The following is a 14,640-nucleotide window of genomic DNA, read 5'->3' as shown; positions in this document are numbered from 1 at the left end:
AGGGCGCCGACGGGACGGGGGCGGCGAATCCCGCCACCTGCGGCCCGAACGGGGCCGGGCCCTCCGTCGGCTTGCCGCACCGGGAAGCCCCTGGATCCACAACTGCTCGACGGTCTCCTCGAACTCCCGGCACTCGACGGTCTCCTCGAACTCCCGGCAGCAGAAGCGGGCCGGTGAGTCCGACCGGTGAGGACGAGCTGCGCCGCCGATATGCTGCGCGCCATGATCAACGCTTACGCGGGACTTGACGACGCCGGGGTTGCGACAGCGGCGGCGCAGGCCGGCGCGGACGTGGTGCACAGCATGTACGGCCGACGGCTCGCCCGCATCGACAAAGGCGCCGGGGACTTCGCCACCGCCGCCGATGTGGAGGCCGAGAGGACGATCCTCGGCGTCATCCGTGCCGCCCGGCCCGGCGATGCGGTGCTCGGCGAGGAGAGCGGGCAGCAGGGCGCGGCCGACGCTGCACGCCAGTGGCTGGTGGATCCCCTGTGCGGCACGCTGAACTATGCCGTCGGCAACATGCTGGTGGCGGTGAACGTGGCGCTGCGCGGGGGGCCGGCGGCGGTGGCCGACCCGTTCGGCGGCGAGGTCTTCTTCACCGACGGCGAGACCGCCTGGGTGCGGCGCGACGGCGCCGATGCGCGGCTGGCGCCCACGCCCGACACCCGGCTCGTGGACGTCAATCTGGATCCGCCGTTTCCGAGCGCGCCCGGTTTCCGGTCCGTGGACCTGCTGGCCCACCCCGGGTTCGTCGAGGGGTTCCGGCCGCGGGTCGTGTCCACGACGCTGGCGTTGGCCTGGGTCGCGGCAGGCAAGCGCGCCGCGTACGTCACCGACGGCGGTGACCTGTCCGGGAGTGTGCACTTCGCCGCCGGCATCGCCGTGTGCCGGGCCGCCGGCTGCGTGGTCACCGGGATCGACGGCGCCCCGATCGGGCACTCGGGCCGCGGGCTCGTGGTGGCCGCCGATGCCGAGACCCACGGGTCGCTGATGTCGATGATCCGCAGCCGAAGCCTGAACCGCCACTGAAGCTGGTTCCCGCGTCGGCCTCAACGGATCGGTAGGCCGGCAGGACGTCGGCGGCGTGGTTGCCACGCCGGTCCCGACAACCACCCGCCCAGAGGCCACCGAGGCAGGGGCGACCCACCGCCCGCCGACGACGCGACCGAGGGCGGAACGGCCGTACGCCTCACCGTGGGCAAGGACCCGGCCGACATCATGCCGGGTGGCCGGTCCCGGCGGACCGCTTGCCGGTCACACGACGATGCAGGTCATGGCCGCCCACAACAGGGGCGAGTGCTCGATCCGGCCGCCGGCGCGCCAGTGGCCGAGCTGCTCGCGCTGCCAGCGACCGAGCCGTTGTACGGGGTCGCCGTGCTCGTGGGCGGTGTCGACGGCGATGATCGCTTCCGACAGCGGGCGTACGGACTCGGCCAGGCCGGCCAGCCGGTGAAAGGCGAAGCTGGTGGGCAGCACCCAGCGGGTGGCCGTGACCAGCTCGGCACCGTTGTGGAGCATCGCTGTCGCCAGGCCGAACGACTCGGCGAAGCGCAGATCGCCGCCGCTCTCGCAGCCGATGAGGGCGACACGGGACGGCGCGGGCCAGATCCGCGCCCCCGGCTCCCCGTCCGCGCGCAGGGGAAGCGTGCCGAGCAGGAGGTCCTTGGCGGACAGGGGCCGATGAGTACGCATCGGCTCGGCCAGGCCGTCGGTTCCCGGACCGCAGCACAGATGGAGCGTGCCGTCCTCACTCTGCCCGCCGTCGACCGGAGCGGCGCTCACGTGCCCGACGTACATCAGTCTGCGTGCCCCCTTGCGGAGCATGCCACTCAGCCAGTCCCGGTCCAGGTCGGTGCGGCGGAATGCCTCGGCCGGGGTGGTGACGGACGGTACGACGGTTCCCGCGTCGAGGCGGCTCCGGACGAACGACAGGAGCTCCGGGTCCGAGCCCGGCGGTCCCAGAACCGAGCCGAGCGAGGAATCGGCCCGGAATCCGGGCACCCGGGGGTCGAGGACGAGCACGACCGTGTCGGCGTCGGCGTCCGGTGCCGGACCTGCGGCGGGATCCTGCCGTCGCAGCGACACCGGGGCGGTGGTCACGACGTCCGCCAGATCGATGAGCCGGACATCGTCGTCGACGGCGAGCAGTTCCCAGGGAATCTGGGCGACCCGGGGCGACGGCTGAATCCGTACCAGCGGACGGCCCGCCCGCGCCGACACCTGGCGTATCTGCGCCGTCAGCTCCTCCGGCCACAACGCCTCGGCCAGCACCCGCGCGAGCCGGTGTTCGGTCCGGGCATCGGACATCGCTCCCGAGTCGAACGCTCGCCGTATCCCTTCCACTCCGTCGCCTGGCCCCGGCAGCGCGGCGGCCAACGCACCGACCGCCCGGTCGACTTCGTCACCGGGTCCGCGGCCGGTGCCGAACCCCCGGGCCCCGCCGGCCCACGTCCAGGTCATGAACAGGTCGCCGGCGTCGGCCAGCCGGACCTGGACCACCGGGCGGCTCGTCAGGTCGTCGGTGATCCAGAACGGCACCTCCCGCTCGTTCACGATCGGCCGGTGATAGCGGAACTCGGCCGTCGCGATGTACTCCTGGAGCGCGACACGGCCGGACTCCGCCGACATCCGCACCTTCGGCGGCGGCGCGACGCGCAGGCCGGCGGAGGCAGCGGCCTCCGCCGCCACACCTCCGAGCGTCATCGGGCCGTCGACATGCGGGTACGTCTTCATGGCCGCACTCGGGAAGACCGACGCCGGGGACTCGGCCGGCCCGGAGGGCGAGGTGGGCGTCGCCGACCGCGGCGCACGGTCCAGTGCCAGGGAGGCGCCCGCGCAGCGGTGTTCCACCAGCTCGAAGAGCAGCCCCTGATCCTGTCGGCGTTCGGCGAGGCGGAAGGCCAACCGCATGGCGTCGTCCGCCAGTTCCAGCCACTGACTGCGTGCGTGGGCGGTGACGAAGTCGTAGCGCGCCGCTTCCAGGGCGAGTGCGGCGGGAAGGGCGAGGAAGAGCGCGGTGCCGATGGACTCCGTCTCGTGGTCGCCGTGGTCCGTGTGGTTCAGGTTGTGCTCAAGGGCTTTCGCGAGCATGAGGTCGACCTGTGCGCACCGCTCGTACACCTCACGCGCCTGGTACACCTCGCGCGCCTCATGGGCCAGCCGCTTCATCTCCTCGATGTCGCCCCGGTCATAGGCGTGCTGGGCGCCCAGCAGCATGGTGTCGGCTGCGGCGATCGAGGCGCCGAGTCGTTCGAACCGGGCCAGGCTCGCCCCCAGCAGGTCGTCCGCGCCGACGGTGTCGCCACGCCGGCCGGCGAGAAAGCCACGGGCCTGTTCACAGACCGCCAGGTCACCGAACTGCCCCTGCCGCTCGAAGACCGCGGACGCCTCGGCGAACAACCGCTCCGCGAGGTCGAGGTCGCCCCGGTGCATCGCCGCGTACGCCCGGTGGACGACCAGCGACCGCAGCTCAGCCGTGTCCCCGACCGCCCGGAAGCCGTCCTCCGCGCGCGCGAAGTAGTCCTCGGACAGGTCGAGCCGCCCGGTCGAGGCGCAGATCACGCCGAGGGCGGTGAGCAGCCTCGGCGCGGTCTCCGGCAGGGTGGACAGCAGCGCCGAGGCCTGTTCCTCGGCCGCTCCCCACTCGCCCCGCTCCATCAGCAGATGCACCCGGTTCAGGCCGAGTTCGGAAGTCCGCAGTCCCTCGGGATCGTCGAACTCGGACAGCCTGACCGCCGCCTCGTCCAGGCACCCCAGTGCCTCGTCCAGACGCCCGGTCCTGCGCAGCAGGTCGGCCCCGGCGAGCAGCGTCTTCAGCACGACTTCCAGCCACAGTTGACGGCCGCGCGGCCCCATCGGTACCGACGCGACGCCGTCGAGCAGAGCGCGGGACCGCTCGACGGCGTCCTCCGCCCCGACCAGGTCCGTGACGGTCAGCCGGACGCTCGCCATGTCGGACAGCAGGTGCGCGCGCAGGAACCGCACATCGGGCGAGTCCTCGATGGACTCGGCCACGGTGAGCAACTCCTCGTAGACGGCGCACGCGGCCCCCGGATCATCGGCGCGCTGATGCGACTCGGCCAGAGTGAATCCACTGTCGAACGGTTCCCCGTACAACCGCATCGCTGCCGCGTTCTCCTCGTCCGGCATCCGTCAGTAGTCCTCACCTGTGGCAGCAGCGGCGATCTCGGCGAGGAACGGCCCCGAAGACGTGTCGTGCGGCGCCGCATCGTCGGCCGGGTGCTGTGCCGCGGTCGCAAGCCGCCGCCGGATCAGCGCGCGAATCGCCTCGCGGTCGGCGCGGCCTTCGGAACCCGGGCCCGGGTCGAATCCGGGCAGCAGTACGTCCACCTCGAAACGCGGCGGCATCGCCCCGGCCGGAAGGCGCAGGTCCAGATCCGCCCGGCCGGTCCACATGTCGTCCCGTCTGGCGAGGAACACCCGGTCCGGGAGGCCACCGTTCACACGGACCTCCGCAACGAGGGGCGCACCGCCGACGGGTGCCGCAACGTGCGCGACGACCTCGACCTCGATCCGCCGGCGCGCGCCGAGTGCGCGAGCGGTCCAGGACACCGCGTGTTCGGAGGCGTCGACGAAGCCGGGCGGGTAGCGGCGCCAGTCGTTGGTTCCCGAGCCCCGGGCGATCACCCGGCCGTTCGCGGGAAGTGGTTCGCCCGCCGCGAGTGCGTAGCCTTCGTCCCGTGCGAAGAGGGCGCCGGGGCGGACCGGCGTATCGGCCGGACGGCGCCGGTCCAGGGATGCGCGGAGGCGGCGCAGCGCCGGTCCGTCCAGCCCGGCACTGTCCGCCGCGTCGTCGATCAGCCGCAGGACGCTCTCCAGGTGGCGTGCCGTGTCCGCCGGCTGCGGCATCGCGCGCCACCACTCGGTCAGCGGGTCGAGGGCGGCCTGATGCTCCTCGATCAGTTCGGCCACGCAGTCGTCGGGCTGATCACCGAAGTCGTCGAACAACTGCTGGCACCGGTGGGTGAGCGCGGCCAGCTCCAGGCCGAGCACGTCCGGTTCGAGCGCCGGGATCCCGTCCGCGTACGACGCCGGCCACCACCGGGAAGCCCAGTGCCCGAAGCCGAGCCGGGCGGCGCCGCCGGCCAGGGCGGTCGCGTCCGCCGCCACCCGCACACCGGCCGGCTCCCCTGCCGCGCAGGCGTCCACGGCGGCGGCGGTGCGCTCACCGTAGACCGCCCACAGCCACTGCTGCGCCCGCCCCACGTCATGTACCTCCGCCACCGGCAGTCCCGGTTCGCCGAGGACGGGCCAGACCAGAGCCGCGCCCGCGACATCAAGAACGGCCCCGGTGAAGCCGGGATCCACGGCGTCCGCGCCGCCGTCCTCGGCCCGGTCGACGACCGGGGCGGCGGTGACCCGGATCATGCCGCCCTCGCCCCGCGCGACATTCACGTCGCCGCCGGCCCCCGCCCTCATGCGCTGCTCCGCTCGGCCGATTCCGCGGTGGGCGCCGACAGCGTGCGCAGCGCCGACCGGACCCGGGCGCGGTGGTCCATCATCACCGAGCGGGCGACCCCGTCGAGCACCGCCCAGGCCGACGCGACGTCGCCCAGCGGTGCTTCGCGGACATCCCGCCCGTGCAGCCGCACCCACAACCGCCGCATGTAGGCGGCCCAGGGGGTGCGGAGGTCCTGGGCGAGAGCGTCCAGGACGCCGCCGTCCGGGTCGGGGCGTGGAGAAACGGTCATCCGGCGTGCACGAAGAACCGAAGCCTCCCGTCGCCAGCGGCTGTTGACGGCCCGGTGCGCCGCTGTCCGCGCCACTGCGGAATCCCCGCTGCCCAGCGGGTCGAGACCGACCGCGAGCCGGCCGCCGAGGACCACGGCGACGCGCAGGCTCTCGTCGTACAGACCGAGCGGAGCGCAACTGCGTCCGGCCTCCCGCCCCACGAGCTCGGGCACCGTCGGCAGTTCCTCGCGCCGCGCCGACGACTGCAGAACGACGAAGAGCCGCTCGAAGAGCGTGCGGTCCAACGGTGCGGGAAGCGTGGCCGTCGAGGCACCCCGCCCCGCCTCCGGACACGGCGGCACCTGCCACGCGGTCAGCCCCAGATGCGCCGGGACGTCGTCGCGGCCCCAGACACCGCTCGCGTCCGCCCACAGGGTCCGGCCGAGCAGTCCTCCGTGTCCCGCCTCGACCATGGCCGTGTACTCCGGCGACTTCCGCGACCGTTCCGGTGCGCCGCATGCCTCCAGCACCGCGGCGGCCAGGGCGACCCCCGCGACCGCGTCGGCGGCCGGGGCCGGCTGACGCCTCTCCCACGCGGTGGCCAGCTCCCTGTCGATCCGGGTGCGCCGGGCAGCGTCCGCCAGATGGTCTTTCAGGACCTCCACCGTGCGTCCGCCGGCCACGCCGACCAGGTCCTCCACCACGGCCCTGGCCACGGCGTCCGCACCGGCCGAGGGCGCTCCGTGCTCGGTGGCCAGCTCGAAGCACCGCTGGAAGTACAGATCCTGGGGGTTGCCCGCCACGACGCCCAGAGCCCGGCGGACTCTCTTGAGCAGCGTGAACCACCGCGCCGTCGCCTCAAGGCGCGTACCCGACTCCCGGATCAGCGCGTCCAGGCGCGCGGCCTGCGCCGGTCCGAGGAAGTCCACCGCGAGTTCGGGATGCAGCGCCGGCCTGACGATGAGCGGCAGCACGATCAGTTTGACCGTCCGGGTCAAGGGTGCGCCCCCGGGACCGCTGAGCGATTCCAGCCCCGGTCCGAGGTCCCGCCAGGCCCGGTCGATGACCATGGCGCGCGGTCGGCGCTCGCCGGACTGCTGGCTGGGAGGCGGCATGTGAGGAGAGTACGTCGTCCGCAACGGGCGGGCGAACCTGGGATCGGTAGGTGTTCCCGGCCGCTAGCGTCCACACCGTCAGGCCGGGCCGACGGCGAGGACGGAACCCGTGACCAGGACGGTCAACCGCGCGGCTCCGGTCGTGGGACGGCCACCGCGGTCGCCGGGCAACCCGTCGGCCGACCCCGCGTCCGAACCGCACCGGACATCATCAGAAGGAGAGCCGTCATGGGAATCTTCAGGAAGCGTCGTCAGAGCCGCGAGGAGCGGGCCGCCGAGATCGCCGGCAAGGTGGCCAGCGGCAAGGGCTTCTACGGCCGCACCACTCGTGCGTTCCTCGGGGCCGAGGACTTCACCAAGGTCCAGCAGTCGATCGGGGCGTACAACTCCAGCCTGGACGTCCGGCAGTTGCTCGCCATGGGAGCGCCGACCGTACCCGCCGTCGTCGTATCGATCAGCGACACCGGCAAGCTGGTCAACTTCGAGCCGGTCGTCGACCTGGTCCTGCAACCGTCCGGGACCACCGACCGGATCACGCTCCAGACCATCGTCTCCAAACTGCGGATCCCCCGAACCGGCGACCAGGTGCTGCTGGTGTCCGACCCCGCCCGGCCCGGCAGTTACCTCTACGCCGGGGACGGCATCGCACCGTGACGCCGACACCGTTGCACGAGGCGCCGACGACCGATCCCGTCCTGCTTTCCTTCGCCGACGGGATGCTGGAGGTGTTCGGCTGCGCCGACGCCGCCCGCCACCACATCGGGGAGGAGCCCCGTCCGGAGTTCCGTCCCGGCCGAGGCCGCAGACGTGTCCGCCCGCGTGGAAGGATGAGCGGTCATGTGGTCGCGACTGCCGTTCGGGGACGGGTTACGGGCCGAGCTGGGCGCCCCCAGGCGCGCTCGGCGTCTGGGCAGCAGCCCGCGCTCACGTGTGTGGCGCGTGGAGCTGGCCGGGGTGCCGGCGGTGGTGAAGCAGATCGTCGACGGTCCCGACGCCGAGGAGCGGTACGCCCGCGAGGTGGCCGCTCTGCGGCTCGCCGCCCGGGCCGACACACCCGTGGTGCCCGCACTGCTGAGCACCGATCCCGGCGAGCGGGTGCTGGTCCTGGAGCATCTGGACCACCGAAGCCCGTCCAGCGACTGGATCGTCGGCTACGCGGCGGCCCTGGCCCGGCTGCACTCCGCCGCCGGCCCTCAGGACGTCGGAGTACTTCCCCCTTGGCTGGGCCCGGACGCGGCCGACGTCGCATCCTTCCTCGGGCTGGCCGAGGCTCTTGAGGTTCCCGTCGCGCCCGGCGTGTCCGGCGAGCTCGATGACCTCGTTCACCGGCTCGGCCAGGCATCGGGGCATGCCCTTCTCCACGGGGATCCGTGTCCCGGCAATGACCTGCACACCACCAGCGGGATCAGGTTCATCGACTTCGAGCAGGCGTCATTGGGCAGCGGACTGGTGGAGCTCGCCTACCTGCGCATCGGCTTCCCGACCTGCTGGTGTGTCACCACAGCGTCCGCTCCGCTGCTGGACCGGGCGGAGACCGCCTACCGCACGGCATGGCGCACCGCGACCGGCACCGAACTCCACGGCGATCCGACCGACGCGTGCGCCGGCTGGCTGCTACGGGGCGACGCGCTGGTCGAGAGGGCCCGCCGCGGAACCATGGACCATCTGGCCCGGATCCCGGACCGGGACTGGAAGTGGGGCACGGCGACCGCCCGGCAACGGCTCGTCCACCGGCTCGGTGTCGTCGGCCGGATGACTGCCGACCACCCCGGCCTGATCGGCCTGAGCAGGCTCAGTACGGATATGCGCCGAAGCATGCTCGCCCGCTGGCCGACGCTCCCACCGGTCCCCTCACAACGCCCGTAGACACAGGCTGACGTCCCGGATCCGCTCGGAAGCCCGCACCGCACCTGTGGACTGTTCCTCCGAGAGCACGCGGCTTCGGCCGGTGCCTGGCCGCCGGGGGCACGGCCGTCCCCCGGCCGGCGTCGTGGTGGCCGCGTCAGGAGCCGTTGCGCCGGTCTCCTTCGAGGTCGTGCGCGGAGGACGACGGCGTCGCGTGCGTCGCGGCGGTCGTCGTGAACGGCAGCACGAGCCGGGAGGGGTGTGCGGCATCGCGGTAGATCTTGTGCGTGACGGGGCGGCCCACCGGCAGGTGGAAGGCGTCCGGCGGCAGCAGCGCGTTGTGCGCGTCGGCCAGCGGCTCGTCGTTCGACAGCTCCACCACCAGACGGTGCCCCGGCCTGAAGGTGGCTGCGAACGGGTAGAGCCGCAGCACGTACTCCTCGATCTTCCCCGGCTCCACCGGCACCGCGCGGGTGTGCGGGTGATAGGGGTTGCCCTCGGTCGTGCGCTCCGCGTCGAGTTCGCGGTGGGACGCCTTGAGGTAGCCGGTGGTGATCAGTTGCTTGCCGCCGCCGGGAGCCTCGTCCCACAGGCGCAGGATGAAGTTGGTGTCGTCCTGGTCGATCTCCGCGAACAGGTGCGCCGCGCCGGCGCCGATCAGCTCGGTGGGATCCTCGAACGGCTCGGTGCTCCACTTCAGCACCTGCACCGTGTCGGTGACGGTGAGTGGCGCCTGGTAGAAGCCGTCGGGGGCGGCGTACTCGGCGCCCATGGGCTCGGGCTCGAAGGAGAGCTTCTGCCGCGGGCGCAGGTGGAGCGACCGGTACGCGATCTCCTTCGGCGGCCACTGCGCCGCGGTGACCGCCTCGCGCGAGCCTTCCACGAAGACGCTCACGGCCGGCTCGTCCATGATGCCGTTGTCGATGCCCTTGAGCCAGTACTCGTACCAGCGGAACATCTTGTCGTGCTCTTCGATCCAGGGGCGCGACTGCATCGGCGGGTAGGAGCCGATGTCCAGCTTCTTGGGCCCCTTCAGGACGTCGAACAGCTCGATGTGGCCGTCCACGGTCCAGCCGCGTCCCTGGTCGATCTGCAGGTAGACCGGGATGTCGATGTTCTCGGCCAGATTGATCGGGTTGCGCTCCTCGTACCAGTCGCCGTCGAGGTGGTTCATCACGATGTCGAACCAGAACTCGCGGTTCTTCGGGTACTTGAGCACGTGGACGAGGTTCGGCCAGGCTGCCACGTCCGGGTCCTTCAGCCGCTCCTCGACGAGCTTGTTCAGCTCCTCGGGGGCGTGCACCTCCTGCATCCGGGACTTGACGTTGGTGTGCGCGATGCCGGAGTCACCGCCACGGCCCTCGCGGGCGGCCCGCGGCATGAACCACATGACGCCGCCGTGGTAGGTGGTCTCGTAGAAGTCGTAGTGACCGCCGCTGACGAAGATCGCCTTGAGGTGCGGCGGCCGTTCGGCGGCGGCGAGCACCTGCATGGACCCGAAGTAGGAGATGCCGATCATGCCGACGTTGCCGTCACACCACGGCTGCGCGGCGGCCCACTCGACGACGTCGTAGAGGTCCTGTCCCTGAGACACCCCGCCGAAGTTGTAGTTGCCGATCATGGCACCGCCGGAATCACCGGTTCCACGCATGTCGCCGATGACGTGGACGTAGCCCTCCCGGACGACGCGCGCGATGTCACCGGCCTCGATGCAGCCGTCCCACATCGGGCTGGGCCGGCGCTGCGGCGGCGTGGTGAGGGCGAGCGCCTGCAGTTCCTTGCCGTAGGCGCTCATGGCGATCAGGGCCGGCCGCGGCGTGTCGTCCACGGCGTGATAAGCGTCCACGGCGAGCTCGACGCCGTCCCGCATCGGCACGCGGAGGTCCTTGCGGACGGCGATGGTCTGCTCGCCCGCCTGGACTGTCTGGAGGTCAGTCATGAGTGCGAAGCTCCTGTGTCACGAGTTCTGGTCGAGGTGCTCGCGGTAGCCGTGCATCGATGTGAAGAACGGCGACGGTTCGAGCGTGGGGTCGCCTGCGTAGCCGAGTTCCTCGGCGACGCGGGCGAAGGGGGAATACGGCGAGTCCGTCTCCTGCAGGCCGGCCCGCACGCAGCCGCAGGCGGCCTCGGTGACCCGACCCTCGGCGGCGAGGCTCTGGGCGAGGGCCTCCTGGGCCTGTGCGGCGTCGAGTTCCACGCCGTACGGCGTGCCGTCGGCGCGACGGTACGGGTGGCCGAGGTACAGGTGCTGTGGACGGATCTCGTCACGCACGTACTCCAGGCTGGTGCGGTAGGCGACCGGGTCCGTGTAGCCCGGGAAGCCGTTGGCGGCCCCGTGGACCTGCACGGCGTCGCCGACGAACACCGAGCGCTGGCCGTCGATCACATAGGCGACGGATCCGGGAGTGTGGCCCGGGATCGAGTGCACCGAGACGGTGACGTCGCCGCCGAGGGAGAGGCTCTCGCCGCCCCTGACAGGCACGGAGGGTTCCATCTCACCGGAGATGACGCCCTTCACGGCGGCCCTCACCTTCGTCTCGCCCTCGGGGTCGCGCAGGTACCGGCCCCGGCCCGCGAGGTACTCCCCCACATGGGCCTCCCGCGAGCGGAGCATCGGTGCGTCGGCCTGGTGGATCACCACCTGTGCGCGCCGGCCGGTGAGTTCCCACAGGGCGTGGGCCCCGCCGACGTGGTCGATGTGACCGTGGGTCAGCAGGATCCAGCGCACGTCCTCGATGCGCCGCCCGATCGCCTCAAGCGCGGGAACCATCCCTTCGGCGGGCGAGGAGGCGATTCCGGTGTCGACGACGGCCGGCTCGGGTGCGTCGATGAAGAAGCTGTAGAGACCGAAGCGGCCCCACGGCGAGACCAGGGGATGGACGTTGACTGCGTGCGTCATGGCTCTCTTTCCGAACTCGTGCGCGGGCCGGCCGGGTCAGCCTCGGCCGAGGAAGTCGCGCGTCTGCGCGAAGACCCTGTGGTAGTCCGGGATCCAGGAGAAGTGCTGGACGAATCCATGGCCCGCGCCCTCGTACCGGCTCACCGTCGCCTCCACGCCGGCCTCCCGCAGCCGTCGGCCGTAGAGCTCGCCCTCGTCGCGCAGCGGATCGAGTTCCCCGGTGACGATGAGGGCCGGCGGCAGCCCCGTGAGGTCCGCCCGCTTGATCGGCGAGACGCGCGGGTTCCCGGGATCGGCGCCGCTGTCGACGTAGAAGGCGTTGAAGGGCTTCAGCCCGGCCGTCTCCAGGCCGTAGCCCTCGGCGTTCTCCCGCAACGAGGCATAGCGGTCGACGTCGAAGTCCAGGTCGAGCGAGGGATAGTAGAGGACCTGGTGCGTGATCCGGTGGAAGCCGTCGTCGTGCGCCGTGGCCGCGACCGCGGCGACGAAGGTGCCGCCGGAGCTGTCGCCGGCGAGGGCGAGGGTCCTGCCGTCCCAGGCAAGGCTCTCGCTCTGCTCGGCGGCCCAGCGCACGACCGCGTAGCAGTCGTCGAGACCGGCCGGGAAGGCGGCCTCGGGTGCCAGGCGGTAGCCGACGGAGACGACCTTGAGTCCCGTCTCCTCGGCCAGCGAGCGCGCCACGTGGTCGTGCGTCTCCAGGCTCCCGAGGAAGAACGCGCCGCCGTGGAAGTAGACCAGCAGGCCGTAGCTTTCGGCCTCGACCGGCGTGTAGATCCGTACCGGTACCTCGCCCGAGGCCGTCCGCGCGGTCACGTCCTCGACGGAGTGGAGCGGCAGACGCTCCGTGGGAGGAGCGACGAGCGCCTCGTCCGCGGCACGCATGGCGACCGGGTCGAGCGGGCCCTCGGGCGGGGTCGGCAGGCCGGCGAGGACCTTGGCGATGTCAGGATGCAGCGGCATGACGTCACTCCTTCGGGGCGGCGGCCACGGGCTTCTGACCGGGGAAGACGTCATTGATCTCTTCCTCGGTCCACCCCTGGCGCGAGATGCGTTGCAGTTCGTCGGTGACCGGTTTGCGGGTGGCCTGGTACAGGGCCAGTGCCTCCTTCAGGGAGTCCGCCTGCTGCAGGGCGTCGGCGAGCGCTCCGGCGTCCTCGATGGCCGAGTTCGCGCCCTGGCCCTGGTGGTGCAGCATCGAGTGGGCCGCGTCGCCCACGAGGACGACGGAGTCCGAGTGCCACGTGTCGACCGGGTCGATGTCGTAGACCGCGCGGATGTTCACGGCGTCCATGCCGAGGTCGCGCGTGATGTTCACGAGGCGCTCGTCGAAGCCTTCCACCGTCGCCATGAGGTCGTCCTTGGTGACCTGCGGTGCCCAGGTGCTGTCCGGGCACAGCGAGGTGATGTCGAACGACACCTGGTTGCGGTGGCGCAGCGGCAGCAGATAGACCTTCGTGCCCCGGCCGATGTACATCCGGAGGTTGTCGTCGGTGACCATCCCGTAGGCGTCGTCGACGGAGATCACGGCGCGGTAGGCGTGCTCGCCCGAGAACACCGGGCCCTTGTCGCTGAACAGCAGTTGGCGCACCACCGACTTGATGCCGTCGGCACCGACGACGAGGTCCGCCTCGACGGTCCTGCCGTTGGCGAAGGTGAGGACGGAACGCTCGCCCTCGTCCTGGATGGTCTCCAGTTTGTGGCCGAGGTGCACCATGCCCGCGGGGAGCGCGTCCAGGAGAGCGTCGATGAAGTCCCCGCGGTGGATCAGGTGGGTCCTGGTCTCCTCGGTGAAGTCCTGTATCCCCGGCCACTCTTCTTTCATGATCGGCTCGGCGGTGGCCGTGAGGATCTCGAAGTAGTTGCTCGGCGAGCTCACCTTCGCGATCGCGTCGAAGGTCCCCCACTGCCGGAACCGGTTCATGGTGGAAGGGCGCAGGCCGATGCCGGCGCCGACCTCGCGGATCCGGCTCGCCTGCTCGTAGACGTCGACGTCGGCGCCGAGCAGGCTCAGGGCCTTGGCCGCCGCCGCACCGCCGTACCCCGCGCCGACAATGGCGATCTTGAGATTCTTCAGGTCTGAGAGCTGCATGGTGGTTCTCTCTACTTCTGGATGGTCAGGAAGTCGGCGGGGTTGTCGACGAAGATCGTCTTGATCGCGGCCTCGTCGAGACCGGCGGCACGGAGGTCCGGGATGAGGTCCTCGAAGAGGTAGTTGACGGTGTGGCCCTTCACGCCCGGCCAGCCCAGCGGGCTGCAGTTGGCGTCGGCGGAGGCGAGGACCTGCTTCAGCCGGCCTTCGCCGATGAACCGCAGGAAGTGGTCCAGCCGCTCCTTGCGGGGGCGGGCCCAGAACGGCGGGTCCGGCAGTTCCGTCTCGTAACCGAAGGTGTCGAAGCCGATGCGACCGCCCTGTTCCGCGATCCAGACATCGCGCGTCCTGTCGGCGTTCACACCGTCGTCGACATGCCCGAACAGGACGCGGTCCAGGGGAAGGCCCTCTTCGTGGAAGATCGCGATGGCGTTCTCGGCGTCGATCGCGAGGTGGGTCAGGATCGGGACGCCGGTGGTGAGCGAGGCTCGGGCAGCGGCGCGGTAGATGCGCTTGTCCAGGTCCGTCATACGGCCGCCGCGGCTCACGCCGACCTTGATGACGCCGGCGAGGCTGCCGGTGTTGCCGATGCCGACGGTGATCTCGTGGACGAACTGCCGGGTCAGGTAGTCCACGTCGGCATGGGCGAAGTGCCACAGGGCGGTGTCGCCGCCGACGAAGCCGGTGCAGGCGACGATGTGGACGCCGGTCTTCGCGGACAGCGACCTGTAGTAGTCGACGTCACGGCCGTTGCAGATCCCGGTCGCGTCGACGAAGGTGCCGCCGCCGTACTCGTGGAACGTACGCAGCTTCGGGACGGTCTCCTCGTACCGCTGCTCGGGGGTCTTCCACCATTGCGTGTCCAACTCGGAGCCGGGCATGCCGTAGCCGATGTGCTCGTGGACGGCTACGAGCCCCAGCTCCTCGCTCGGGACCGGCCCCAGGACGGAATTCACTCGCGACACAGAACTCACCTTTGAGTAAAGGGACTTGATGGG

At 71.4% G+C, this 14,640-nt stretch carries 11 protein-coding genes; 3 read left to right on the top strand and 8 right to left on the bottom strand.

The window, feature by feature from the left end:
* The first annotated feature begins 222 nt into the window (after positions 1 to 222).
* Positions 223 to 1,032, top strand: coding sequence for an inositol monophosphatase family protein (locus tag ACFVUT_RS02295; protein ID WP_389642885.1), 810 nt, complete (start codon positions 223 to 225; stop codon positions 1,030 to 1,032).
* Between the two features lie 225 nt (positions 1,033 to 1,257).
* Here the strand turns inward: ACFVUT_RS02295 and ACFVUT_RS02290 are convergent, their stop codons facing one another.
* The 3 genes from ACFVUT_RS02290 to ACFVUT_RS02280 are packed head-to-tail and all read right to left on the bottom strand — an operon-like array spanning position 1,258 to position 6,809.
* Complete coding sequence (locus ACFVUT_RS02290; RefSeq protein WP_389642882.1) at positions 1,258 to 4,152, bottom strand: CHAT domain-containing protein; 2,895 nt, start codon at positions 4,150 to 4,152, stop codon at positions 1,258 to 1,260.
* 3 nt (positions 4,153 to 4,155) lie between these two features.
* Positions 4,156 to 5,442 carry a hypothetical protein gene (locus ACFVUT_RS02285; RefSeq protein ID WP_389642879.1) on the bottom strand — a complete coding sequence of 429 codons (1,287 nt, stop codon included), beginning with the start codon at positions 5,440 to 5,442 and terminating at the stop codon, positions 4,156 to 4,158.
* On the bottom strand, positions 5,439 to 6,809 hold the full coding sequence (locus ACFVUT_RS02280; protein WP_389642876.1) for a hypothetical protein: 1,371 nt from the start codon (positions 6,807 to 6,809) through the stop codon (positions 5,439 to 5,441). Before ACFVUT_RS02280 ends, ACFVUT_RS02285 begins: the two co-directional genes overlap by 4 nt.
* Before the next feature lie 228 nt (positions 6,810 to 7,037).
* Between ACFVUT_RS02280 and ACFVUT_RS02275 the strand changes: the two genes are divergently transcribed.
* Complete coding sequence (locus tag ACFVUT_RS02275) at positions 7,038 to 7,463, top strand: hypothetical protein (protein ID WP_389642873.1); 426 nt, start codon at positions 7,038 to 7,040, stop codon at positions 7,461 to 7,463.
* A gap of 183 nt (positions 7,464 to 7,646) precedes the next feature.
* The gene (locus ACFVUT_RS02270) at positions 7,647 to 8,675 is read left to right on the top strand and encodes an aminoglycoside phosphotransferase family protein (protein WP_389642870.1); all 1,029 of its coding nucleotides are present in this window, start codon (positions 7,647 to 7,649) and stop codon (positions 8,673 to 8,675) included.
* Positions 8,676 to 8,811: 136 nt separating this feature from the next.
* Here the strand turns inward: ACFVUT_RS02270 and ACFVUT_RS02265 are convergent, their stop codons facing one another.
* From ACFVUT_RS02265 to ACFVUT_RS02245, 5 genes are read right to left on the bottom strand one after another with little or no spacing between them, the layout of a single operon-like run.
* Positions 8,812 to 10,593 (bottom strand): CocE/NonD family hydrolase, encoded by a 1,782-nt coding sequence (locus tag ACFVUT_RS02265; RefSeq protein ID WP_389642867.1) that lies wholly within the window; start codon positions 10,591 to 10,593, stop codon positions 8,812 to 8,814.
* Positions 10,594 to 10,611: 18 nt separating this feature from the next.
* Positions 10,612 to 11,553 carry an MBL fold metallo-hydrolase gene (locus ACFVUT_RS02260; RefSeq protein ID WP_389642864.1) on the bottom strand — a complete coding sequence of 314 codons (942 nt, stop codon included), beginning with the start codon at positions 11,551 to 11,553 and terminating at the stop codon, positions 10,612 to 10,614.
* Between the two features lie 36 nt (positions 11,554 to 11,589).
* On the bottom strand, positions 11,590 to 12,513 hold the full coding sequence (locus ACFVUT_RS02255) for an alpha/beta hydrolase (RefSeq protein ID WP_389642861.1): 924 nt from the start codon (positions 12,511 to 12,513) through the stop codon (positions 11,590 to 11,592).
* A 4-nt stretch (positions 12,514 to 12,517) separates the two neighbouring features.
* On the bottom strand, positions 12,518 to 13,642 hold the full coding sequence (locus ACFVUT_RS02250; protein ID WP_389642858.1) for an FAD-dependent oxidoreductase: 1,125 nt from the start codon (positions 13,640 to 13,642) through the stop codon (positions 12,518 to 12,520).
* Positions 13,643 to 13,653: 11 nt separating this feature from the next.
* Complete coding sequence (locus ACFVUT_RS02245) at positions 13,654 to 14,607, bottom strand: phosphotriesterase (protein ID WP_389642855.1); 954 nt, start codon at positions 14,605 to 14,607, stop codon at positions 13,654 to 13,656.
* Between the last annotated feature and the right edge of the window lie 33 nt (positions 14,608 to 14,640).

Origin of the sequence: Streptomyces sp. NPDC058051 (genome assembly GCF_042885475.1) — a bacterium.
In the GTDB taxonomy this organism is placed as follows: domain Bacteria; phylum Actinomycetota; class Actinomycetes; order Streptomycetales; family Streptomycetaceae; genus Streptomyces.
Note: the sequence above shows the minus strand (reverse complement) of the source record. Positions and strands in the feature narration are given on the sequence as shown.